The organism is Micromonospora sp. NBC_00421, assembly GCF_036017915.1.
Taxonomy (GTDB): Bacteria; Actinomycetota; Actinomycetes; order Mycobacteriales; family Micromonosporaceae; genus Micromonospora.
This window is the reverse complement of record NZ_CP107929.1, coordinates 2,280,575-2,302,224: the sequence shown is the minus strand read 5'-3', so window position 1 is coordinate 2,302,224 and position 21,650 is coordinate 2,280,575. Positions and strand designations below refer to the sequence as shown.

Below are 21,650 nucleotides of genomic sequence, written 5' to 3'. Positions count from 1 at the left end.
GGGATCAGGGCGGGTTGCTGCCCCGCTTCTCCTCCTGCGCCAGCACCGCCTCCCGGCGGTCCGGGTCGTCCCGGGCGGCCAGTTCGGCGGCGAGCCGGGGGTCGGCCACCAGCTTCTCCCGGTTACGGTGCAGGAACGCGGCGAAACCCCCGGTGTACGGGCAGGCGAGGTCGCCGAGTTCCCGGTCGGGCCGGTAGCGGCAGTCGGTGCAGTAGTCGCTGATCTCGTCGATGTACCGCCCGTCCACCGCGTACGGGCGGGTGTCCACCCGGGCCAGGTCGGCGTACTGACTCATGCCGATCACTGTGGTGTTCATCACCCAGTCGACGCCGTCGACGAAGCTGCGTTGGAACCAGTCGGCCAGCTCGGTCGGCCGCCAGCCGCGCTGCAACGCGTGGTTGCCGAGCACCAGCAGCCGTTGGGCGTGGTGCACCCAGGCCCGGTCCCGGACCCCGGCGAGCACGTCGGCGAGGCAGCGGGCCTCCACCGCGTCGGCGTCGAGGTCGACGAACCACTGCGGCAGGGACTCGGTCGCGGCCAACCAGCCGGTGCCCCGGTAGGGCGGCTCGACGTACCAGTAGAGCTGCCAGAGGAACTCCCGCCAGCCGAGCAGGCCCCGGACGAACGCCTCCACCGAGGCCGAGGGGGCCTCGCCGGCCCGCCAGGCCGCCTCCGCCCGGTGCAGGGCCACCGCCGGGTCGAGCAACCCGAGGTTGAACGAGGAGGAGAGCATCCCGTGCGCCAGGACCGGGTCGTCGGCGCTCATCACGTCGCCGTAGCGGCCGAACGCGGGCAACCGGTAGCGCAGGAAGTGCGCCAGCCGCTCCTCGGCCTCGGTGTGGCTGGCCGGATGGGTGCGGGGGGCGTCGCGACCGACGAACCGGACCCCGTCGCGTTCCCACCGGTCCAGGTCGGCCCGGACTCCGGCGTCGATGTCGTCCTCGACGATCGGCGGCGGGGGCGGTACGTCCAGGGTGGGTCCGCTGGTGGTGGTCGGCCGTCCGGTCGGTCCCGGGCCGGTGAGCACCCCGTGCCGGCGCTTGGCGTACCGGTAGAAGTCGACCATTCGCAGTTGCCCGCGCCGGGGCCGGTCCGCCCAGTCGGCGAAGTCGGCCAGGTCGGTGACGAAGCCGCGGGGTGGCAACATGGCCAGCCCGGGGACGGACCTGACGAAGTCGAGGGTCGCCCGGGTGCTCGGGTGGCAGACCTCGACCGGGCCGTCGACCGATGCCAGGGCCTCCCGGAACGTCCCGGTACGCAGCAGCAGCGCCCGGTCACCCAGTTCGGCGGCGCGGTGCCGTAGGGCGCTGAGGATCAGATGCGCCTTCTGCCGGTGCAGCCGCCGACGCCGGAACAGCTCGCTGACCTCGACCAGCAGCACCGGTTGCCGGTCGTCGTCGAGGAAGTGCGGCCCGAGTTGATCGGCGAGCAGCCACCGGCGGGGAGACATGGGTCGATTGTGCCCAGTCGCCCGGTCACCCCGCGTGGCGGGGTCGATCGGCGGGGTGATGATCCCCGGTGGTGGCCCGCCGGACGGGGCAGATCCGCCCACCCGCTCAGCCACTCGGGGCCCTCCGCGAGGGTCCGCCCGCAGTGGCGCGGACCACCGGCGGTGCACCCGCCGTCGCCGGTCCGCCCGCCGGGGACGCACCATTGGGGTATGACGCAGTGCGGTACGTCGATGCCGGCGGTCGTCGCGTCGACTTCCGGGTGGGCCTGCCGGCGGCGGCGAGGGTGCGGTGTCGGGGTGGGCCGGTCGCCCGGCGGGTCGGCGCGGCGGTGAACGTCCTTCCCGCATCCGGGCGTCGCCAGGCCGGTGTGGTCTGGGCAGTGGCCGTCACCGCCTACCTGGCGGCGGTGTTCCACCGCAGCTCCCTCGGGGTGACCGGAGTGGACGCCACGCACCGCTTCGGCCTCAACGCCTCCGCCCTGGCCGTGTTCTCGGTGGCCCAGCTCGCCGTGTACGCGGCCATGCAGATCCCGGTCGGGGTGCTCCTGGACCGCTACGGTTCACGTCGGTTGCTGCTGGCCGGTGGCGCGCTGATGGTCGCCGGGCAGCTCTGCTTCGCCGTCGCCACCGACGTCCGGCTCGCCGTCGCCGCCCGGGTGCTGGTGGGACTCGGCGACGCGATGACCTTCATCAGCGTGCTGCGGATCGTGGCGTACTGGTTCCCGGGCCGCCGCAATCCGCTGCTGGTGCAGCTCACCGGCACCTTCGGTCAGCTCGGTGCGATCCTCGCCGCGGTGCCGCTGGTGGCGTTGCTGCACCACGCCGGTTGGACCCCGGCGTTCCTGGTCGCCGCCGGGCTCGGGGCGACGGCGGTGCTGCTGGTGCTGGTCGCCGTCCGCGACGGCCCGCACGTCGGGCGGGACACCGTCGCCGCCCCGACCCTGTCCACCGTACGGCGGGAGCTGGTGGCCGCCTGGGCGCAGCCGGGCACCCGGCTGGGCCTGTGGTCGCACTTCGTGGCCCAGTTCTCCGGTGCGGTCTTCGCCCTGCTGTGGGGGTACCCGTTCCTGGTGCAGGGGCAGGGTCTACCGCCGACCGCCGCCGCGTCCCTGCTCACCCTGATGACCGTCGGCGCGCTGCTCGCCGGGCCGCTGGTCGCCCACCTGTGCGCCCGGCACCCGTTCCACCGGTCGGTGCTGATCTTCGCGGTGACCGGGGCCAGCGCCGGGGTGTGGGCGGTGGTGCTGGCCTGGCCCGGCCGGTCCCCGCACTGGCTGCTGGTGATCCTGGTGCTCGTGCTGGCCCTCAACGGCCCCGGCGCGGTGGTCGGGTTCGACTACGCCCGGACGTTCAATCCGGTGCACCGCATCGGCAGCGCCATCGGCATCGTCAACGTCGGCGGGTTCGTCGCCTCGATCGTGCTGGTGCTGGCGATCGGGGTGGTGCTCGACCTGACCACCCCGGCGGGTGCGAGCGCTCCACCGCTCTACGCGTTCCGTTGGGCGTTCGCCGTGCAGTACCTGCTCTGGGCGCTGGGCGCCGTTCAGGTGCTGCGTTACCGCAACGCCGCCCGCCGGCACGCCGGTCGACCCGACGGCACCGGCACCGTCCGCGTGGCGGAGCCGGGTGCGGTGGTGCGCGTACCGCCGGGGGACCGGGCCGGGGGTGGGGGCGACCGGTCGGCGGGCGGTGAGTCCGGCGGACCGGTGGGTTGGGCGGCATGATCGCGGTAGGTTCGCCCGAGGAGCGGGAACCACCCGGCCGTCGTGCCGGCAGGCAGGGAGGACACAGCGTGAGCCAGGAAGTCCGGGGCGTCATTTCACGGAGCAAGGGCGCTCCGGTCGAGGTCACCACCATCGTGGTGCCCGACCCGGGGCCCGGCGAGGCGGTGGTGCGGGTGCAGTCCTGCGGGGTCTGCCACACCGACCTGCACTATCGCGAGGGCGGCATAAACGACGACTACCCGTTCCTGCTCGGTCACGAGGCGGCCGGGGTGGTGGAGCAGGTCGGCGAGGGGGTGACCGAGGTCGCCCCCGGTGACTTCGTGGTGCTCAACTGGCGGGCGGTGTGCGGTGAGTGCCGGGCCTGCCGGCGGGGCCGCCCGTGGTACTGCTTCGACACCCACAACGCCGCCCGGAAGATGACCCTCACCGACGGCACCGAGCTGACCCCTGCCCTGGGCATCGGCTCCTTCGCGGAGAAGACGCTGGTCCACGCCGGCCAGTGCACCAAGGTCGACCCGGCGGCCCGGCCCGCCGCCGTCGGGCTGCTCGGCTGCGGGGTGATGGCGGGGCTCGGCGCGGCGATGAACACCGGGCAGGTCACCCGGGGTGACTCGGTCGCCGTCATCGGTTGCGGCGGGGTCGGTGACGCGGCGGTCGCCGGTGCCGTCCTGGCCGGGGCGACCACGATCATCGCGGTGGACACCGACGGTCGTAAGCTCGACTGGGCGCGGAAGTTCGGCGCCACCCACACCGTCGACGCCTCCGCCGAGGACGCCGTCGAGGCGATCCGGGCCGCCACCGGCGGGTTCGGTGCCGACGTGGTGATCGACGCGGTGGGCCGACCGGAGACCTGGAAGCAGGCGTTCTACGCCCGGGACCTCGCCGGCACCGTCGTCCTGGTCGGGGTGCCCACCCCGCAGATGACAGTCGACCTGCCGCTGCTGGACGTCTTCGGCCGTGGCGGCGCACTCAAGTCAAGCTGGTACGGCGACTGCCTGCCCAGCCGGGACTTCCCGCTGCTCACCCAGCTCTATCTGCAGGGCCGGCTCGACCTGGACGCCTTCGTCACCGAGGAGATCGCCCTGGACCAGGTGGAGGAGGCGTTCCGCCGGATGCACGACGGTGACGTGCTGCGTTCGGTGGTGGTGTTCCCGTGACCGCCCGGGTCGACCACGCCGTCACCTCCGGCACGTTCTCCCTCGACGGGCAGACCTTCGACGTCGACAACAACGTCTGGGTCGTCGGCGACGACTCCGAGTGCGTGGTGCTCGACGCCCCGCACGACGTCGCCGCGATCCGCCGGGCCGTCGGCGACCGCCGGGTGGTGGCGATCCTCGCCACCCATGCCCACGACGACCACGTCCGGGTCGCCCCCGAGCTGGCCAAGGTCACCGGTGCGCCGATCCTGCTGCACCCCGACGACCGGGTGCTGTGGGATCTGGTGCACCCCGGCCTGGCCCCCGACGGGGAACTGTCCGACGAGCAGGAGATCACCGTCGGCGACACCGTCCTGCGGGTGCTGCACACCCCCGGCCACAGCCCCGGCGCGTGCAGCTTCCACGCCCCGTCGCTGGGCGCGGTGTTCACCGGTGACACCCTGTTCGCCGGTGGTCCGGGGGCGACCGGCCGGTCGTACAGCGACTTCGCCACCATCGTCGAGTCGATCCGGACCCGGCTGCTCACCCTGCCGGCCGACACCGTGGTGCACACCGGGCACGGCGACGACACCACCGTCGGCGCGGAGGCCCCCCACCTGCAGGAGTGGCTGGCCCGCGGCCACTGACCGGCACCGGCCGGGCGGCATCCACCGTCGCCCGGCCCGGCGGGCCTAGGATCGTCCGGTGACCGACGACCACCGGCCCCCGGCCGTACGGCAGCTCCGCCTGGTGGTGGAGGCCGAGGACTACGACGTGGCGGTCGCCTTCTTCCGGGACGCCCTGGGCCTGCCGGAACAGGCCGCGTACTCCGGTGCCGGGGAGGCCCGGGTGGTGATCCTGGAGGCGGGCCGGGCCACCCTGGAGATCGCCAACCCGGCGCAGAAGCGGATGATCGACGACGTCGAGGTGGGCCGTCAGGTGGCCCCGAGGCTCCGGCTGGCGTTCGAGGTGGACGACGCCGCCGCCGTCACCGGCCGGCTCGTCGCCGCCGGGGCCACCGAGGTCGCGCCGCCCACCGTCACCCCCTGGCACTCGCTGAACGCGCGGCTCGACGCGCCGGCCGGCCTTCAGCTCACCCTCTTCCAGGAGTTGCGGGCCGTCGACGAGCGGTCCACCGCCGACGGCTTCGGCACCAACGGCTGACGCCGGCGCTGTTCCCTTCTCCCGGGGACCTGCCGGCCGGGTCCGCCCCCTGACCCCGCGCGGGCTGCCGCGCCACGTATGCCGGGTAGCGTCGCGCGATTCGGGTGATTTGTTCGGTATGAAACCGCAAGGGTGGCTTGCCGGTGACCCGGGCCACAGCCCGGGGCGGTGGCGGCATTTCCGGAATGACCGATACGCCCGGCGGGTTGTGTTCCCCATACGCCGGTCACCACACCCCGGCCGGCGTGGCAGTTCCCCCGAGGCCCGCTCACCCCGGAGCGCGTCGCCACGATCGAAAGGGCAACCATCGTGAAGCTGGACTTCACCCGATGGCTCCCGGCCATCGCGAAGGACCGCAGGACCGCACTGAGCATCGCCGGCGTCGCCGCCCTCGGCGGCCTGGCATTCGGCCCGGCGGCCGTGGCCGCCCCCGTCGCCAGCGCGCCCCACGAGGGGGCCCGCGCCGCGATCGACCTGGCGACCGGCAAGAGCCGGCAGGGCGTCACCGTCGAGTCCGGCCTGACCACGGGCAGCCCCACCACCGAGGTGCCGGCCGGCAAGCCGAGCACCGACGACCTCATCCCGCACGGGTTGGAGGGTGCCCAGTCCCGCGTCCCGCTGGACGACGCGCAGGTCGCCAACGCCAAGGCGATCATCGCGGAGGCCAAGCGGACCGGGGTGGGGGAGCGTGGCGCGGTGATCGGCGTGGCCACCTCCTTGCAGGAGTCGAAGCTGTACAACCTGGGGCACCTCGGCGCATACAACGACTACGACTCGCAGGGCCTGTTCCAACAGCGTCCGTCGTCGGGTTGGGGCACGCCGGAACAGATCACCGACCCGGGGTACGCCTCCCGGGCGTTCTTCGACGCGCTGAAGAACGTGCCCGGCTGGGAGGACCTGCCGCTGACCACCGCCGCGCAGACCGTGCAGGTCTCGGCCTACCCGTACGCGTACGCGCAGTGGGAGCAGCAGGCGGCGGACATCGTCCAGCAGCACTGGTGACCCGCTGAGGCGACGCCGACCGGCCGGTTCCCGCCACCGGGACCGGCCGGTCGGCGTCGACGCGTCACGCCGGGGAGTCCTCCCGGCGCAGCTTCGCCGAACCGGTGCCCACCGAGAACCCGGCGGCCCAGCGGCTCGCGCTGTCGGCCCGGGTCCGGTCGAGCAGGTGGTACCAGTCCATCCGGCAGCGCTGCGGGGTCACCTCCAGCACGCCGTAGCCGTGCCCGTCCAGCTCCGTCCACTTCACGTGCGGGTTTGTCGACCGCAGCAGGGTCGCCCCGAGCAGGCTCAGCCCGTTGCCCGCCGGCAGCCCGAGGACGTCGTCGAGGTTGTCGCTGGTCACCGAGGGCACCACGAACTCGGCGGCGGCCGGGTTGGTCAACCCGGTCGACCGGGTGGTCACCTCGTTGGCCCACGAGGTGTGGATGTCGCCGGTGAGGAAGACCACGTCCCGCGTTCCGGTCGCCCGCAGGTGGTCGACCAACCGGTCACGGTCGGCGTTGTAGCCGTCCCACTGGTCGGGGTTGAGCACCGCCCCGTTCTGCGGGATGCCCAGCAGCTCGCCCAGCGGACCGAGCAGCCACGCCGGCAGCGAGCCGACGTCGACCCGGGCCATCATCACCGGGTTGCCGACCAGCTTCCACTGCGCCGTCGAGGTGGCCAGCCCGTCTTTGAGCCAGCGCAACTGGGCCTCGCCGGTGATGGTGCGGGTCGGGTCGTCCACCGCCGTGCCGGTGGCCTGCTGCGACCGGTACGACCGCAGGTCCAGCATGGACAGCTCGGCGAGCCTGCCGTAGCGCAACCGCCGGTAGATCGCCCCGTCCGCGCCGATCCGCACCGGCATCCACTCCTGGTAGGCCTGCCGGGCGGCGGCCACCCGGTCCGACCAGGTGCCCTCGGTGCCCGGGGTGTGGTTCTCCGCCCCGCCGGACCAGGCGTCGTTGGCCACCTCGTGGTCGTCCCAGGTGATCACCCAGGGCAGTGCGGCGTGCAGGGCCTGCAGGCTCGGGTCGGTCTTGTAGAGCCCGTGCCGGATCCGGTAGTCGGCCAGGGTCAGCGTCTCGTGCGTCGGCGCGACCGGGCGGACCACCGTGCCGCCGGCGTCGAACTCGCCGGTGCCGTACTCGTAGAGGTAGTCGCCGAGGTGCACGACCAGGTTGAGGTCGCCCCGGTCGGCCAGCCGCCGGTAGGCGGCGAAGTGCCCGGCCTCCCAGTTCGCGCAGGACACCACGCCCAACCGCAGCCGGTCGATCGCCGCGTCGACCGGAGGGGCGGTCATCGTCCGGCCGGTCGGCGACCACCCGTCGCCGTGGCCGAACCGGTACCAGTACGTCGTCGCCGGGGCCAGCCCGGTCACCACCACCTTGACGGTGTGGTCGTGGGCCGGGCCGGTCGGCGTCACGCCCTGGGTGGCCACCGTGGTGAAGTCGGGGTCGGTGGCGACCTGCCAGCGGACGTCGACGTCCGGGCCGAGCCCGGAGCCGGGCACCGCCTCCGGCACGGGGGTGACCCGGGTCCAGAGCAGGATGCCGTCCGGCAGCGGGTCGCCCGAGGCGACCCCGTGTCGGAACGCGCCTGCCGCCGCGTGGGCGGGACCGCTCGCGGCCAGGGTGGAGCCGGCGAGTACGGCGGTGCCGGCGGACGCACCGGCGAGGCGCAGCAGGGTACGACGGTCGAGGGTGTTCGTCATGGTCTATGTGTCTACCGGTTGCTGCGCTCCGTCCGCAGCCCCGTACGGTGAGTGTTCGCCGACGGTTCCCCTGCGGTTGGCGGTGGACGGCCCGCTCAGCGGCGGTGGGCGGCACGGTGGTTGAGGGCGATGTCGACCACCGCGGCGACCAGGGCCAGCGTGACGATGCCGATGGCCAGCAGCAGGGAGTGCCGGAACGCGGCCGACCACTGGCCGTCGGTGCTGGCCAGCGAGGAGAAGAACAGCGCGCCGACGGCGGCGATGCCGGCGGCCGAGCCGATCCGCTGCCCGGTCTGCAACATCCCGGCGGCGCTGCCCGCCTGCGGCACCGGCACCTCGGAGAGGGTCAACGTCTGGTTCGGGGTGATCACCAGACCGCTGCCGAGCCCGGCGAACAGCAGCGGCACCGCGGTGAGCAGCGGGATCGAGCCGTGCGGGTTGCCGCGCAGCACGAAGACCACCCCGGCCAGCCCGACCAGCACCAGGACCAGCCCGATGGCGACCAGCGGGCGGCCGAACCGGGTGACCAGCCGGCCGCCGAGGGCGGCGGCGAGCGCCGAACCGAGGGCGAACGGGGTGATCGCCAGGCCGGCGGTCAGCGCCCGGTAGCCCAGGCCGTTCTGCAGGTAGAGGGTGAAGATGAAGAAGATCGCGGTGAACCCGCCGAAGTAGATGAGCGCGATCACCGCGCCGATGGTGTAGGACCGCAACCGGAAAAGCCCCAGGTCGAACAGGGGTGTCCGGGTGCGTCCGTAGTGGCGTTCCCACAGGCCGAAGGCGGCCAGCAGGGCCAGCCCGGCCGGGATCAGCGCCCACTTCCATACGCTGGCCCACTGTTCCCGCTGCACCAGGGGCAGCAGCAGGAACGTCACGCCGACCCCGAGCAGCAGCACCCCGACCGGGTCGAGCCGGTGCCGGTCGAGCCGGCCGGCGGCCCGGGTGGGCAGCAGCCGCCAGCCGAGCAGCACCGCGACCACCCCCACCGGCACGTTGACGAAGAACACCCACCGCCAGCCGTGGTCCTCACCGCCGAGCTGGATGAGCAGGCCGCCCAGCAGCGGGCCGACGGCGGTGGAGATGCCGATGGTCGCGCCGAGCAGGCCGAACGCGCGGCCCCGCTCCGCGCCCCGGAACAGTTGCTGGATCAGGCCGGTCACCTGGGGGTTGACCACCCCGGCGGCGACGCCCTGGAGCAGTCGGGCGGCGACCAGCCAACCGGGGGACTGGGCGAGCCCGGCCAGCGCGCTGGTGACGGTGAACAGGGCGACCCCGACCACGAAGGCGTTGCGCCGGCCCCGGGCGTCGCCGAACCGACCGGCGGGCACCAGGACCAGCCCGAAGGTCAGCGCGTACCCGGACAGCACCCACTGCAGGTCGCTCGGGCTGGCCTGCAACGACCGGTCCATCGAAGGGATGGCGACGTTGACGATGCTGACGTCCAGCAGCGTCATGAACGCCGCGACCAGACCGACCCCGAGGGCCTGCCAACGGCGTCGGTCGTCCGGCGAGTTCACCACGGCACGGCGGTCGGGCGTGTCGTGGCTCTCGGGTGTGGCATCGCGGTCGGGCATGGACCGATGATCGGGCATGCCGCAGCGCTACCCGGCGACCGACGGGGCAAACCGCCGATCGGGCCGGCTGCGGGGCGGGGCGGACCGGCGCTCACGCCGGCTGGCGGGCGCACCAGCGGGGGCCGAAGTCCAGCCCGGCCAGTGGCGAGTCCTCCCGGTGCAGCAGACCCTTCTCGGTGAGCAGACGCAGCGGGGCGTGCACGTCCTGCTCGGTCAGCCCGGCCTCCTCGGCGATCAGGTCCGGGTACGGCACCTGACCGCGCGTCTCCAGCACGGTCACCGCCTCGTAGACGCGTACCTCGGCCTCCGACAGACGTACCTGCTGCATGGTCCCCTCCTTGCGGTGGCCCGGCCGACCGGTCGGGTGGCCCGGCTTACCCGCTGGTGGCCCGACAATGCCTGCCGGGTGGGCCTGCCGGATGGGCCTGTGGGCGGGCCGGTGCCCTAGGCTGGCCGGCATGATCAGCTGGGATCTCGTCGTCGTCGGCGCCGGGCCGGCCGGGCTCAGCGCGGCCCGGGAGGCCGCGACGGCCGGCGTGCGGACGCTGGTGCTGGACCGGGCCGTGCACCCCCGCTACAAGACCTGCGGAGGCGGCCTGATCGGCACCTCGCTGTCGGCGGTGGCGGGCCGGATCGAGGTGCCCGCGCACGACCGGGTCGACCGGGTGACCTTCACCCGGGACGGGCGGCGGGGCTTCACCCGACGGCACGGCACACCGCTGGTGACCATGGTGCGCCGCGACGAGTTCGACGACCGGCTGCGCGCGGCGGCGGTGTCCGCCGGGGCCGAGGTCCGTGGGGGCGTCGCCGTCCGCGCCCTCGACCAGGACCCCGACGGGGTACGCGTACGGCTGGCCGACGGCACCGCCGTGACCGCCCGTACGGTGATCGGGGCGGACGGCTCCGCCGGGGTGACCGCCCGGCACGTGGGGGTCCGCTACGGTCAGGTGGACCTGGGCCTGGAACGGGAGCTTCCGGTGTCACCGGCGCAGGCGGCCCGGTGGCGGGGACGGCTGCTGTTGGACTGGGGCCCGTTCCCCGGCGCGTACGGCTGGGTCTTCCCCAAGGGCGACCGGCTCACCGTCGGCGTGATCGGCGCCCGGGGTGAGGGCGACCGGACCCGGGCCTACCTGCGGGACCTCCTCGACCGGCTGGGCCTGGCCGGGGTGACCGCCGAGCACGACTCCGGGCACCTGACCCGCTGCCGGGTCGACGACGCGCCGCTGCGGCACGGCCGGGTGCTGGTGGCCGGGGACGCCGCCGGCCTGCTGGAGCCGTGGACCCGGGAGGGGATCAGCTACGCCCTGCGCTCCGGGACGCTGGCCGGTGCGGCGGTAGCCGCCGGTGACCTGGACCGCTACCCCCGGGACGTGCACGAGCGCCTGGTGCCGTCGATGCGCGCCGGCCGTCGGTTGCTGGAGATCTTCGCCCGTCGCCCCGAGGTGTGCCACGCCTTCCTGGCTACCCCGGTCGGCTGGGCGATGTTCGTCCGCTTCTGCCAGGGCCGGTCGAGTTTCGACCGGACCCTGGACCGGGGGTCGGTGCGGGCGGCGCTGGCCCTGCTGGACCGGCTGGCCAGCCGGCGCGCCCACCTCGCCGGCCGCTGACCCCGACCGCCCGGCGGGGCCACCGACGTCAGGGCACGATCACCGCACGGCCGTGGATGTCGCCGGCCCGCAGCAGGTCGTACGCCTCCGGGGCGCGGTCCAGTGGAAAGGTCTGCACGTCGGCGGTGAGCAGCCCGGCCCGACCGAGGGCGATCACCTCCTGGAGTTCCGCCCGGGTGCCCCAGAACGGGACCTCGACGCTGGTCTCCAGCGGCACCGTGGGCGGTTCGTCGGCGACCGGCCGCACCGGCAGGGTGCCGCCGGCCAGCCCCACCAGCAGCAGCCGCCCGCCGGTGGCGACGACGTTGCGGGCGGTGGTGAGGGTGGCGTCCGCCCCGACGCAGTCGACGACCACGTCGGCGCCGTCCGGTGCGGGGCCGACGAGTTCCCGGATCCGGTCGACAGTGTCCGGGCCGGCCGGCAGCACGTGGTGCGCGCCCACCCGGGTCGCCAGGTCCAGGGCGGCGACGTCGCTGTCCACCGCGATGATCCGCACGGCGGTGGTCGCGGCCAGGATCTGCACCGCCATGTGCCCCAGCCCGCCGATGCCGATCACCACGCAGGACGTCCCGGGCCGCAGTGCCGGCCGGGCCAGCTCGATCGCGTGGTACGGGGTCAGCCCGGCGTCGGTCAGCGGCGCCGCCTGTGTCAACTCCAGGTCGCCGACGGGCAGCAGCCGGGAGGCGGGCACCAGCACGTGCTCGGCCAGCCCACCGTCACGGCTGAGCCCGACGCCACCGACCGGCACCTTCCGGCACTGGTTCTCCCGGCCACGCAGGCAGCCCCGACAGGAGCCGCAGCCGATGATCCCGTAGACGGCCACCCGGTCCCCGGCGGACCACCCGGTGATCCCGTCGCCGACGGTGTCCACGGTGCCGGCGATCTCGTGCCCGAGGGTGAGCGGGGTGGGGAAGGTCCCCGGCGGGGCGTCGAGGATGTGCAGGTCGGAGTGGCAGGCCCCGACCGCGCCGACGCGTACCCGCACCTCACCGGGGCCGGGCGTGGGGGTCGGGACCTCGACCTGTTCGAGCACCCCGGGAGCGGTCATCCGTACCGCGCGCATGGTCTCGTCCTCTCGTCGCCGACGGTTTCGCGCGCTTACCCCTCCCACCGGCCTTGATGCCGGGCGCACACTACGAGTCATGAGCGAACCCACCGCACCGTTCACCGACGAGCAGCACGCGTTCCTGCGGCACGTGCGCTTCGGCGAGCTGCCGCCGCCGGTACGCCCCGAGGACCGGGGGGCGTCGACCGAGACCGAGCCACCCCGCTTCAGTCCCGACCCGACCCCCGGCCAGTACGAGCAGGACTCGCGCGCGGGCGGCTGATCGGGCGACGGACCGGGCCGGGTGGGCGCGGCACCCACCCGGCCCGGCCGCCCGTGCGCTCAGAAGACCGGCACGCCGGCGCGGACCAGCCGCCAGTTCGGCACGAAGAAGTCGGCCGGGTCGATCGTCCCCTTCGCCTGCGCCCAGTCGATGAGGAGCTGGCGGATCTCCTGCTGCGCGTTGTACACCTGCGTCTTGACGATGCCGGGGAAGTTGCCGCCGCCGCTGCGCCGGTAGTTGTTCACCGCGACGACGAACCGGGCGTCGGCGGCGACCGGGGTGTCGGTGCCCGGCAGCACCAGCCGGGTGATCCGCTGGCCGACCGGCCGGGAGACGTCGATGTCGTAGTCGAGCCCCGAGATCACGTCGTAGTTGTAGTCCGGGACCGCCGGGTCGCTGACGGTCGCCGGGTCGACCGGCGCGCCGACCGGCAGGGTGGTGAAGTACTTCGCCGAGAACTCCAGGTACGCCTTCACCTCGGCGCCGGTGAGCACCACCGCCTCCAGGGTGTTGTCGTAGACGTACAACCCGGCGACGTCCCGGATGCGCACGTCGCCCTGCGGGAAGACGGCGGTACGGCTGAACGGCGCGGCGATCGACAGCACCGGCAGCGACCCGTACGCGCCGCCGGCGAGGGCGGCGGTGACCACCTCGGTCTGGACGTGGTTGATGAAGTCCAGGATCGGGGTGTCCCGGTAGCGGGATTCGGCGGCGGACAGCTCCTGCGCGGACCGGGCGACCACCGTGTTGACGTAGCCGACCGTCTTGGCGTGCTGGCCCCGGACGGCGGCGAGCACCCGGGGGTCCTCGGCCACCGTGTTGGTGTCGAGCATGGTGGCGCCCTTGCCGACGACCTTCCAGCGGCCCCGCTCCCGGGTCAGGGTGAAGTCCATCCGGGTCAGCCGCTGGCCCCACTTCGACGGTTCGGCGGTGAGGACCTGTGCCCCGGTGGCGGTGTTGGTGACGAACTTCTGCACCACCTCGTTGTGCGCGTGGCCGAAGAGGATCGCGTCGATGCCGGGGACCTGCTGGGCGATCAGCGCCACCGGGTTCTCGTTGGGCAGTTCCGGGCCGTAGCTGGAGGTGCCGCTGTCGCCACCGTGGGCGGAGACGACGACCAGGTCCGCGCCCCGGGCCCGCATGATCGGCACCCATGTGGCGGCGGTCTCCACCATGCCCGGGAAGACCAGCCTGCCCTCGACGTTGCCCCTGTCCCAGATGGCCACCCCGGGGTTGGTCAGGCCGAGGATGCCCACCGTCAGCGTCGGCGCTCCGGGCCCGCCGAGCCGCACCCGCTTGAGCACGTACGGCCGGAACGCCGGCTTGCCGGTCTTCGCGTTCACCGCGTTCGCGGCCAGCGCGGGGAAGCCCAGCTGGTCGATCCAGGTCGCCAGCAGCGGCAACCCGTAGTTGAACTCGTGGTTGCCGAGGGTGACCGCGTCGTACCGGAGGATGTTCATGGCGCGGGCCATCGGGTGCGTCTCGCCGGTGACGGTGATCGGCTCCTGCTTGGCGTAGTACGTGGCCAGCGGGGTGCCCTGGATGGTGTCGCCGGCGTCGAGGACCAGGGTGGCCCGGCCCCGGCGCTCGGCGCGGATCTGGTTGACCAGGGTGGCCAGCTTGGCGATGCCGACGTCGTTGTGCCTGCTGTCGTCGAACTCGGCGTCGCGGTAGTAGTCCCAGTTGTAGACGTTGCCGTGGGTGTCCGAGGTGCCCAGCACGGTCAGGTCCCAGGTCCGCGGCCCCTTCGGGGGCTTCCGTTCGGCCGCGCGGGCGGGTTCGCCGGCGATCAGCGGGGCGGTCGCCGCAGCGGCGGCGACGGCCAGCACCTGGCGGCGCGAGGCGTCGGGGAAGGAGGTCATGAGGGTGCCCTTCGATGGGGGTGGATGCGCCTCGTGGGCGCCGCTGCGCACCATAACGACAAGCGGCCGCTCCTGCCACAGTGGCCGGAACTGTTCACCGCGCCGACCCCGCAGGCCACCTTCCCGCCATCGCGGCGACCCCGCCTGCGGGTGTTTCCGGCCCGGCGGTCGGCTTGTTTCCGGCCTGGCCGTCGGGCTTGTTTCCGGCTCGGCCGTCGGGGTAGGTGAGCCTTGGACCCAGAACGGACGAAACCAGGCAGGGAGCCGCACGGTGAGCCAGGACCAGTACACCCCCCAGGACCCGACCGAGCAGTACGGCCACCAGGACGGTCAGCCGGCCCAGCAGCAGTCGGTGCCCGGCCGGACCGACGAGATGGGCCCCGAGCCCGACCACGGCGAGACGTCGTACCGGGGCAGCGACCGGTTGACCGGCAAGCGGGCCCTGATCACCGGTGGCGACTCGGGCATCGGCCGGGCGGTGGCGATCGCCTTCGCCCGGGAGGGTGCCGACGTGGTCGTGTCCTACCTCAGCGAGGAGGAGGACGCCGACGCCCGGGAGACGGTGCGGCTGATCGAGGAGGCCGGCCGGCGGGGTGTCGCGGTACGCACCGACCTGACCGACGAGCAGCACTGCCGTGACCTGGTCGACCGGACCGTGACCGACCTCGGCGGGCTGGACATCCTGGTCAACAACGCGGCCTACCAGATGGCCCAGGACGACGGCATCACGTCGATCAGCACCGAGCAGTTCGACCGGGTGATGAAGACCAACCTGTACGCCATGTTCTGGCTCTGCCGCAGCGCCGTCCCGCACCTGAAGGAGGGCGCGACGATCATCAACACCACCTCCATCCAGGCGTTCGACCCGTCGCCGCCGCTGCTGGACTACGCCACCACCAAGGCGGGCATCGCCAACTTCACCAAGGGCCTCGCCGCGCAGCTCGCCGACCGGGGGATCCGGGTCAACGCGGTCGCGCCCGGTCCGATCTGGACGCCGCTGATCCCGGCGACCATGCCGCCGGAGAAGGTGAAGCAGTTCGGCACCGACACCCCGATGGGCCGGGCCGGGCAGCCCGCCGAGTTGGCCCCCGCGTACGTCTTCTTCGCCTCCCAGGAGTCCAGCTACGTCACCGGGGAGATCCTCGGCGTCACCGGTGGCCGCTTCACCAAGTGAGCGCGCGGGTCCACCGGCCGGCGCCCGGGTCCGGCCCGGCCGGTGGACCCGGCAGGATGGGGCGGGATTCAGCGGGGCCAGCCGGTCAGCCGGTGCCGCACCTGGGCGATCTGCGCCGGGTCCAGGCCGTAGCGGGCGAGTCGCCGGTCCGGCAGCCGGTCCAGGTAGCGGCCGGCGGCCCGGACGTCCTCGTCCTCCAGCGCCGGGTCCACCTGCCGGGCCAGCGCCAGTAGCTCGTCGACCGGGTAGTGGGCCAGCGCGGCGGCCACGTCGATGTAGTCGCGGGCCTCCCGCCTGTTGACCAGGGCGGCGGTCTTGTTGGCGAGCAGGTCGCGGACGTCCATCACCGGGCCGAGGTCCATCACGACAGGTGAGCGGTACCTGTCGAGCCGGGCCAGGGTGAGCCGGATCCGCCTGTCGTCCCGGCCGACCACGAAGTCCCTGATGTCCCGGTCGAAGCCCTCGAACAGGTCACCGAGGTCGCTGTCCGGGTCGGCCACCGCGACGGTGTACCCGGCCCGCTCCAGCGCCGTCCGCACCTCTTCCGCCGCCGCCTCGGCGGCCCCCTCCACGTCGGCGAACAGGTCGACGTCCTCGGTGGGGCGGGCGACCAGGCCGTGCGCCGCCCAGGCCACCCCGCCGCCGAGCACGAACCGGTGCGGCCCGGCCGCGGTCAGGGCGACCCGGGCCACCTCCCGGTAGAAGTCGTGCAGGTGGGTCACGCGGTACGCAGACCCCGGTGCCGGCTCTCCCAGGCCTGCCGTACCCCCCGGGGCAGGTTGAGCCGCCGCCACACCCGACGCAGGGTGCGCCCGTCGATGAGCGCCCGCAGGTCGTCGGCCCGGGTGGTCTCCCGTAGCACGTTCTCGTACAGCCAGAGCAGATCGTCCGGTTCGGCCAGGTCGAAGGTCCGCTCGCTGCTCCACATCAACCGGACCGGCAGCTCCACCAACCCACCGGTGGGGCCGGTCAGCTCGGCGAGGGTACGCGCCACCACCACCGGGCGGCCCGGTCGGGCCAGGTGGGTGGTCGCCAGGGTGGCCTGCATGGTGTCAGGGTAACGCCGGTGCGACCAGCTCAGGTACGTGCCTTTCCCGACCCGCCGATCTTTTGGCGTCTGCCCACCGTTGCGGCTCCGCGCGGAAGGGGGCGGTGAAGCGCCGGGCGAGGTATCCTGGTGACCGGAGCGTCGGTGTGTCCAGTGTCCCCGGGCCTCACCTGAATTGCCGTCGCGGAGTTCCGTTCGGCTGGAGCCGCGTTGCGCCACGCGCCGAGAGGCGACATGCACACCGGCGCTCTGCCACCGCCCCCGACCCCGCCAGGTCGGGGGCGGTGCCGTCTGTCGCGGAAAGATCCTCGCGCTCCGCTCGCGGACCACGCCGCGCTGGCCTATGTTCAGGGGGTCGGCCGTGTGACGGATCATGCCGGGAAGGGGGAGCGCAGTGGGTTTGCGTACCTTCATCGCCGGCTGGCCGGTCTACCGCCAGCTCACCGGCACCGACCCGCTGGGCCGGGGCGCGGCGGCGCAGTCCGACCGTTCCGCCGAGCTGACCGCCCGCACCGAGACCGCCGACCGGGTGGCCCGCTCGGTCTGCCCTTACTGCGCGGTCGGCTGCGGGCAGCGGGTGTTCGTCACCGACGACCGGGTCACCCAGATCGAGGGCGACCCGGACAGCCCGATCTCCCGGGGCCGGCTCTGCCCGAAGGGTTCGGCCAGCAAGAGCCTGGTCACCAGCCCGCTGCGGCAGACCACGGTCCGCTACCGCCGACCGTATGCCACCGACTGGGAGGACCTCGACCTCGACACCGCGCTGGACATGATCGCCGACCGGATCCTCGCCGCCCGCGAGCAGACCTGGGAGGACGTCGACAGCGAGGGCCGGCCGCTGCACCGCACGCTGGGCATCTCCAGCCTCGGCGGGGCGACGCTGGACAACGAGGAGAACTACCTCATCAAGAAGCTGTTCACCGCGATGGGGGCCCTCCAGATCGAGAACCAGGCCCGGATTTGACACTCCGCCACCGTCCCCGGTCTGGGGGCCAGCTTCGGTCGCGGTGGCGCGACGGACTTCCAACAGGACGTCGCCAACGCTGACGTCATCGTCATCCAGGGTTCGAACATGGCCGAGGCCCACCCGGTGGGCTTCCAGTGGGTCATGGAGGCCAAGCGCCGCGGCGCGAAGGTCTTTCACGTCGATCCCCGGTTCACCCGCACCAGCGCGGTGGTCGACACCTATCTGCCGATCCGGGCGGGCACCGACATCGCCCTGCTCGGTGGCGTCGTGCGCTACATCCTGGACAACGAACTGGATTTCCGGGAGTACGTGCTGGCGTACACCAACGCGGCGACGATCGTCAGCGAACAGTTCGTCGACACCGAGGACGGCGACGGCCTGTTCTCCGGCTACGACCCGAAGACCGACAGCTACGTGCAGACCAGCTGGCAGTACGCCGGGCACGAGCAGGACTCCGGCAGCGGGCACACCGCCAAGGAACGCGACAGCGCGGCAGGTCTGCTCCACGAGTCGCACGGCGCGGGGGTGCACGGCCAGGCGGAGCGGGACGAGACCCTCCAGCATCCGCGCTGCGTCTACCAGATCCTGCGCCGGCACTTCGCCCGCTACACCCCGGAGATGGTCGAGCGGGTCTGCGGCATCCCCCAGGAGAAGTTCCTGGAACTGGCGCGGGCCTGGACGGAGAACTCGGGCCGGGAACGCACCGGCGCGCTGATCTACTCGGTGGGCTGGACCCAGCACAGCGTCGGCGTGCAGTACATCCGCACCGGGGCGATCATCCAGTTGCTGCTGGGCAACATGGGCCGGCCGGGCGGTGGCATCCTGGCGCTGCGCGGGCACGCCAGCATCCAGGGCTCGACCGACATCCCCACCCTGTTCAACCTGCTGCCGGGCTACCTGCCGATGCCGCACCACGCCGACCACCCGACCTTCGACGACTGGGTGGACAGCATCTGCCACCCCGGGCAGAAGGGCTTCTGGGGCAACGCGCGGGCGTACGCGGCGAGCCTGCTCAAGGCGTACTGGGGGGACGCGGCGACCCCGGAGAACGACTTCTGCTACGAGCACCTGCCCCGGATGACCGGCGACCACGGCACCTACCAGCAGGTGCTGAACATGATCGACGGCAAGATCAAGGGGTACTTCCTGCTCGGTCAGAACCCGGCGGTCGGCTCGGCGCACGGGCGGGCGCAGCGCCTCGGCATGGCCAACCTGGACTGGCTGGTCGTCCGCGACCTGTTCATGATCGAGAGCGCCACCTTCTGGAAGAACGGCCCGGAGGTGGCCACCGGCGAGATCGTGCCGCAGGAGTGCCGTACCGAGGTGTTCTTCCTGCCGGCCGCGTCGCACGTGGAGAAGGAGGGCACCTTCACCCAGACCCAGCGGCTGGTGCAGTGGCGGGAGAAGGCCGTCGAACCGCCGGGCGACGCCCGCTCCGAGCTGTGGTTCTTCTACCACCTGGGGCGGCGGCTGCGGGAGAAGCTGGCCGGTTCCGCCCACCGGCGCGACCGCGCCCTGCTCGACCTGGCCTGGGACTACCCCACGCACGGCCCGCTGGCCGAACCGAGCGCCGAGGCGGTGCTGCGCGAGATCAACGGGTACGACGTGTCCACCGGCCGCCCACTCGCCTCGTTCGCCGAGGCGAAGGACGACGGGTCCACGGCGGTGGGCTGCTGGATCTACACCGGCGTCTACGCCGACGGGGTCAACCAGGCCGCCCGGCGCAGGTCCCGGCACGAGCAGGACTGGGTCGCCGCCGAGTGGGGCTGGGCGTGGCCGGCGAACCGGCGCATCCTCTACAACCGGGCGTCGGCCGACCCGCAGGGCCGACCGTGGAGCGAGCGCAAGAAGTACGTCTGGTGGGATCCGCAGGCCGGCGAGTGGACCGGCTACGACGTGCCGGACTTCGAGAAGACCAAGCCGCCGACGTACCGGCCGCCAGAGGGCGCGTCGGGTACCGAGGCGTTGGCCGGGGACGACCCGTTCGTCATGCAGGCCGACGGCAAGGGCTGGCTGTACGCCCCGAGCGGGGTGCTCGACGGTCCGCTGCCGACGCACTACGAGCCGGCGGAGTCGCCGATGCGCAACCCGCTCTACGGTCAGCAGGCCAACCCGACGCGGAAGGTCTACGCCCACCCGGTGAACTCGGTGAACCCGAGCCCGCCACAGGAGCACAGCGCCGTCTTCCCGTACGTGTTCACGGTCAGCCGGCTCACCGAACACCACACCGCCGGCGCGATGAGCCGCACCGTGCGACCGCTTGCGGAGCTGCAACCGGAGATGTTCGTGGAGGTGTCCCCGGAGTTGGCCGCCGAGGCGGGGCTGACCCACCTGGGGTGGGCGCACCTGGTCAGCGGTCGGGCGGTGATCGAGGCGAAGGTGCTTGTCACCGACCGGCTCACCCCGTTGCGGGTGGACGGCCGGGTGATCCACCAGCTCTGGTTGCCGTACCACTTCGGGTACGAGGGCCTGGTCACCGGCGACTCGGCCAACGACCTGTTCGGCATCACCCTGGACCCGAACGTGCTCATCCAGGAGAGCAAGGTCGGCACCTGTGACATCCTTCCGGGGCGGCGGCCGACCGGCCCACCGCTGCGGGACCTGGTCGAGGACTACCGTCGACGGGCCGGGATCGTCCCCGGTGAACGCCCGCCGACGGTGACGACCCGGGTCCGCCGGCCGGCGGGTCCCAGTGACGACGGGCCACGGGAGAAGGGCGCCGACCATGCCTGACGGCAACAGTCTCTACGGTCCGCTCGATCCGGCCCCGGACGCGGGCTGGACGTCTGCCGGCCCCCGGATGGGGTTCTTCACCGACACCAGCGTCTGCATCGGCTGCAAGGCCTGCGAGGTGGCCTGCAAGGAGTGGAACGCCGTCCCGGAGTCCGGCTTCGACCTGCTCGGCATGTCGTACGACAACACCGGCGCGCTGACCGCGAACTCCTGGCGGCACGTGGCCTTCGTCGAGCAGCCGGTGCCGGCCGGTCACCGCAGCGCGCCGTTCGCCGGGAATCCGACGGGCGGGTCGGCGAGCGCCGCGTCGGCGGCGGTCGCCGCCGGCACCGGCAGCGCCAGCGGCACCGACCCGGGCGTCCCCCCGGGCAGCGCCGACGCCGCTGCCCGGATGGCCACTGCCACGGCCCCGACCACCGCCGGGCCGGGCGGCACCGCCCCGACCACCGCCCCGGGCGGCACAGGTGGCGTGCCTGCGGGCGGGGCCGTCGGCACGGGAACCCAGTTCCTCGGGATGCCCGGGGCCGTCCCGCCGGGCCGGGGGACCGGTGTCGAGACCCGCACCGACTTCCGCTGGCTGATGATGTCGGACGTCTGCAAGCACTGCACCCACGCCGCCTGCCTGGACGTCTGCCCCACCGGGTCGCTGTTCCGCACCGAGTTCGGCACCGTCGTGGTGCAGGAGGACATCTGCAACGGCTGCGGCTACTGCATCTCGGCCTGCCCCTACGGGGTGATCGACCAGCGTAAGGGCGACGGCCGGGCGTGGAAGTGCACGCTGTGCTACGACCGGCTCGGCGCCGGCATGACGCCGGCGTGCGCCCAGGCCTGCCCGACCGAGTCCATCCAGTACGGTCCCCTCGACGAGCTGCGGGAGCGGGCCGCCCAGCGGGTCAGCGCGCTGCACGACCGGGGCGTGCCGGAGGCCCGACTGTATGGCCACGACCCGACCGACGGCGTCGGCGGCGACGGCGCGTTCTTCCTGCTCCTCGACGAGCCCGAGGTGTACGGCCTGCCGCCGGACCCGGTGGTCACCACCCGGGATCTGCCGAGGATGTGGCGGCGGGCCGGGCTGGCCGCGCTGGCCATGACGGCGGCGGCCGTCGCCGCGTTCGTCGGAGGGTCCTCGTGACCGCGGGCCGGGTCCCGCTGGGGCAGCGGTTCCGGGGCTTCCGCGAGCGGCTGGCGGCCGAC

18 protein-coding genes are annotated in these 21,650 nt (G+C 73.2%); 10 read left to right on the top strand and 8 right to left on the bottom strand.

The window, feature by feature from the left end; translation table 11 throughout:
- Window positions 1-4: 4 nt before the first annotated feature.
- Window positions 5-1,450, bottom strand: coding sequence for a cryptochrome/photolyase family protein (locus OHQ87_RS10000; RefSeq protein WP_328347158.1), 1,446 nt, complete (start codon window positions 1,448-1,450; stop codon window positions 5-7).
- Between the two features lie 218 nt (window positions 1,451-1,668).
- Between OHQ87_RS10000 and OHQ87_RS09995 the strand changes: the two genes are divergently transcribed.
- From OHQ87_RS09995 to OHQ87_RS09975, 5 genes are all read left to right on the top strand, one after another.
- Window positions 1,669-3,174 (top strand): MFS transporter, encoded by a 1,506-nt coding sequence (locus OHQ87_RS09995; RefSeq protein WP_328347156.1) that lies wholly within the window; start codon window positions 1,669-1,671, stop codon window positions 3,172-3,174.
- 68 nt (window positions 3,175-3,242) lie between these two features.
- Window positions 3,243-4,331 carry an S-(hydroxymethyl)mycothiol dehydrogenase gene (locus OHQ87_RS09990; RefSeq protein ID WP_328347154.1) on the top strand — a complete coding sequence of 363 codons (1,089 nt, stop codon included), beginning with the start codon at window positions 3,243-3,245 and terminating at the stop codon, window positions 4,329-4,331.
- Window positions 4,328-4,957: an MBL fold metallo-hydrolase gene (locus tag OHQ87_RS09985; RefSeq protein WP_328347152.1), complete on the top strand. Its 630-nt coding sequence runs from the start codon at window positions 4,328-4,330 to the stop codon at window positions 4,955-4,957. The genes OHQ87_RS09990 and OHQ87_RS09985 overlap by 4 nt, the downstream gene beginning before the upstream one ends.
- A 58-nt stretch (window positions 4,958-5,015) precedes the next feature.
- On the top strand, window positions 5,016-5,474 hold the full coding sequence (locus tag OHQ87_RS09980; protein WP_328347150.1) for a VOC family protein: 459 nt from the start codon (window positions 5,016-5,018) through the stop codon (window positions 5,472-5,474).
- A gap of 309 nt (window positions 5,475-5,783) precedes the next feature.
- Window positions 5,784-6,476: a hypothetical protein gene (locus tag OHQ87_RS09975; RefSeq protein WP_328347149.1), complete on the top strand. Its 693-nt coding sequence runs from the start codon at window positions 5,784-5,786 to the stop codon at window positions 6,474-6,476.
- Window positions 6,477-6,540: 64 nt separating this feature from the next.
- Here the strand turns inward: OHQ87_RS09975 and OHQ87_RS09970 are convergent, their stop codons facing one another.
- The 3 genes from OHQ87_RS09970 to OHQ87_RS09960 form a co-directional block, all read right to left on the bottom strand.
- Window positions 6,541-8,166, bottom strand: coding sequence for an alkaline phosphatase D family protein (locus tag OHQ87_RS09970; RefSeq protein WP_328347148.1), 1,626 nt, complete (start codon window positions 8,164-8,166; stop codon window positions 6,541-6,543).
- 95 nt (window positions 8,167-8,261) lie between these two features.
- Window positions 8,262-9,737, bottom strand: a complete 1,476-nt coding sequence (locus OHQ87_RS09965) for an MFS transporter (protein WP_328347147.1) — start codon at window positions 9,735-9,737, stop codon at window positions 8,262-8,264.
- 91 nt (window positions 9,738-9,828) lie between these two features.
- A complete protein-coding gene (locus OHQ87_RS09960; protein ID WP_328347146.1) occupies window positions 9,829-10,065 on the bottom strand; it encodes a hypothetical protein in 237 nt (78 codons plus the stop codon).
- A 130-nt stretch (window positions 10,066-10,195) separates the two neighbouring features.
- Between OHQ87_RS09960 and OHQ87_RS09955 the strand changes: the two genes are divergently transcribed.
- On the top strand, window positions 10,196-11,344 hold the full coding sequence (locus tag OHQ87_RS09955) for a geranylgeranyl reductase family protein (protein ID WP_328347144.1): 1,149 nt from the start codon (window positions 10,196-10,198) through the stop codon (window positions 11,342-11,344).
- Between the two features lie 28 nt (window positions 11,345-11,372).
- Here the strand turns inward: OHQ87_RS09955 and OHQ87_RS09950 are convergent, their stop codons facing one another.
- A complete protein-coding gene (locus tag OHQ87_RS09950) occupies window positions 11,373-12,407 on the bottom strand; it encodes an NAD(P)-dependent alcohol dehydrogenase (RefSeq protein ID WP_328347142.1) in 1,035 nt (344 codons plus the stop codon).
- Between the two features lie 79 nt (window positions 12,408-12,486).
- Here OHQ87_RS09950 and OHQ87_RS09945 point away from each other — a divergent pair, with 79 nt between their 5' ends.
- Window positions 12,487-12,672 carry a hypothetical protein gene (locus OHQ87_RS09945; protein WP_328347140.1) on the top strand — a complete coding sequence of 62 codons (186 nt, stop codon included), beginning with the start codon at window positions 12,487-12,489 and terminating at the stop codon, window positions 12,670-12,672.
- A gap of 59 nt (window positions 12,673-12,731) precedes the next feature.
- Here OHQ87_RS09945 and OHQ87_RS09940 read toward each other — a convergent pair whose 3' ends face one another.
- The gene (locus OHQ87_RS09940; RefSeq protein WP_328347137.1) at window positions 12,732-14,534 is read right to left on the bottom strand and encodes a bifunctional metallophosphatase/5'-nucleotidase; all 1,803 of its coding nucleotides are present in this window, start codon (window positions 14,532-14,534) and stop codon (window positions 12,732-12,734) included.
- 271 nt (window positions 14,535-14,805) lie between these two features.
- Here OHQ87_RS09940 and OHQ87_RS09935 point away from each other — a divergent pair, with 271 nt between their 5' ends.
- A complete protein-coding gene (locus tag OHQ87_RS09935; protein WP_328347135.1) occupies window positions 14,806-15,708 on the top strand; it encodes an SDR family oxidoreductase in 903 nt (300 codons plus the stop codon).
- Between the two features lie 68 nt (window positions 15,709-15,776).
- Here the strand turns inward: OHQ87_RS09935 and OHQ87_RS09930 are convergent, their stop codons facing one another.
- Together OHQ87_RS09930 and OHQ87_RS09925 are read right to left on the bottom strand one after the other, a co-directional pair.
- Entirely contained in the window at window positions 15,777-16,430 is a 654-nt protein-coding gene (locus OHQ87_RS09930; protein WP_328347133.1) for a nucleotidyl transferase AbiEii/AbiGii toxin family protein, read from the bottom strand.
- Complete coding sequence (locus OHQ87_RS09925; protein WP_328347131.1) at window positions 16,427-16,756, bottom strand: hypothetical protein; 330 nt, start codon at window positions 16,754-16,756, stop codon at window positions 16,427-16,429. Before OHQ87_RS09925 ends, OHQ87_RS09930 begins: the two co-directional genes overlap by 4 nt.
- 373 nt (window positions 16,757-17,129) lie before the next feature.
- Here OHQ87_RS09925 and fdh point away from each other — a divergent pair, with 373 nt between their 5' ends.
- Together fdh and OHQ87_RS09915 are read left to right on the top strand one after the other, a co-directional pair.
- The gene (gene fdh / locus OHQ87_RS09920) at window positions 17,130-20,456 is read left to right on the top strand and encodes a formate dehydrogenase (protein WP_442930733.1); all 3,327 of its coding nucleotides are present in this window, start codon (window positions 17,130-17,132) and stop codon (window positions 20,454-20,456) included.
- Window positions 20,449-21,588 (top strand): 4Fe-4S dicluster domain-containing protein, encoded by a 1,140-nt coding sequence (locus OHQ87_RS09915; RefSeq protein WP_328347127.1) that lies wholly within the window; start codon window positions 20,449-20,451, stop codon window positions 21,586-21,588. Before fdh ends, OHQ87_RS09915 begins: the two co-directional genes overlap by 8 nt.
- Window positions 21,589-21,650: the final 62 nt, after the last annotated feature.

Bases quoted from the DNA above. Each gene is read 5' to 3' on its own strand.
- OHQ87_RS10000 (WP_328347158.1), bottom strand. From the start codon at position 1,450: ATGTCTCCCCGCCGGTGGCTGCTCGCCGATCAACTCGGGCCGCACTTC.
- OHQ87_RS09970 (WP_328347148.1), bottom strand. From the start codon at position 8,166: ATGACGAACACCCTCGACCGTCGTACCCTGCTGCGCCTCGCCGGTGCG.
- OHQ87_RS09965 (WP_328347147.1), bottom strand. From the start codon at position 9,737: ATGCCCGACCGCGATGCCACACCCGAGAGCCACGACACGCCCGACCGC.
- OHQ87_RS09960 (WP_328347146.1), bottom strand. From the start codon at position 10,065: ATGCAGCAGGTACGTCTGTCGGAGGCCGAGGTACGCGTCTACGAGGCG.
- OHQ87_RS09955 (WP_328347144.1), top strand. From the start codon at position 10,196: ATGATCAGCTGGGATCTCGTCGTCGTCGGCGCCGGGCCGGCCGGGCTC.
- OHQ87_RS09950 (WP_328347142.1), bottom strand. From the start codon at position 12,407: ATGCGCGCGGTACGGATGACCGCTCCCGGGGTGCTCGAACAGGTCGAG.
- OHQ87_RS09945 (WP_328347140.1), top strand. From the start codon at position 12,487: ATGAGCGAACCCACCGCACCGTTCACCGACGAGCAGCACGCGTTCCTG.
- OHQ87_RS09940 (WP_328347137.1), bottom strand. From the start codon at position 14,534: ATGACCTCCTTCCCCGACGCCTCGCGCCGCCAGGTGCTGGCCGTCGCC.
- OHQ87_RS09925 (WP_328347131.1), bottom strand. From the start codon at position 16,756: ATGCAGGCCACCCTGGCGACCACCCACCTGGCCCGACCGGGCCGCCCG.
- OHQ87_RS09915 (WP_328347127.1), top strand. From the start codon at position 20,449: ATGCCTGACGGCAACAGTCTCTACGGTCCGCTCGATCCGGCCCCGGAC.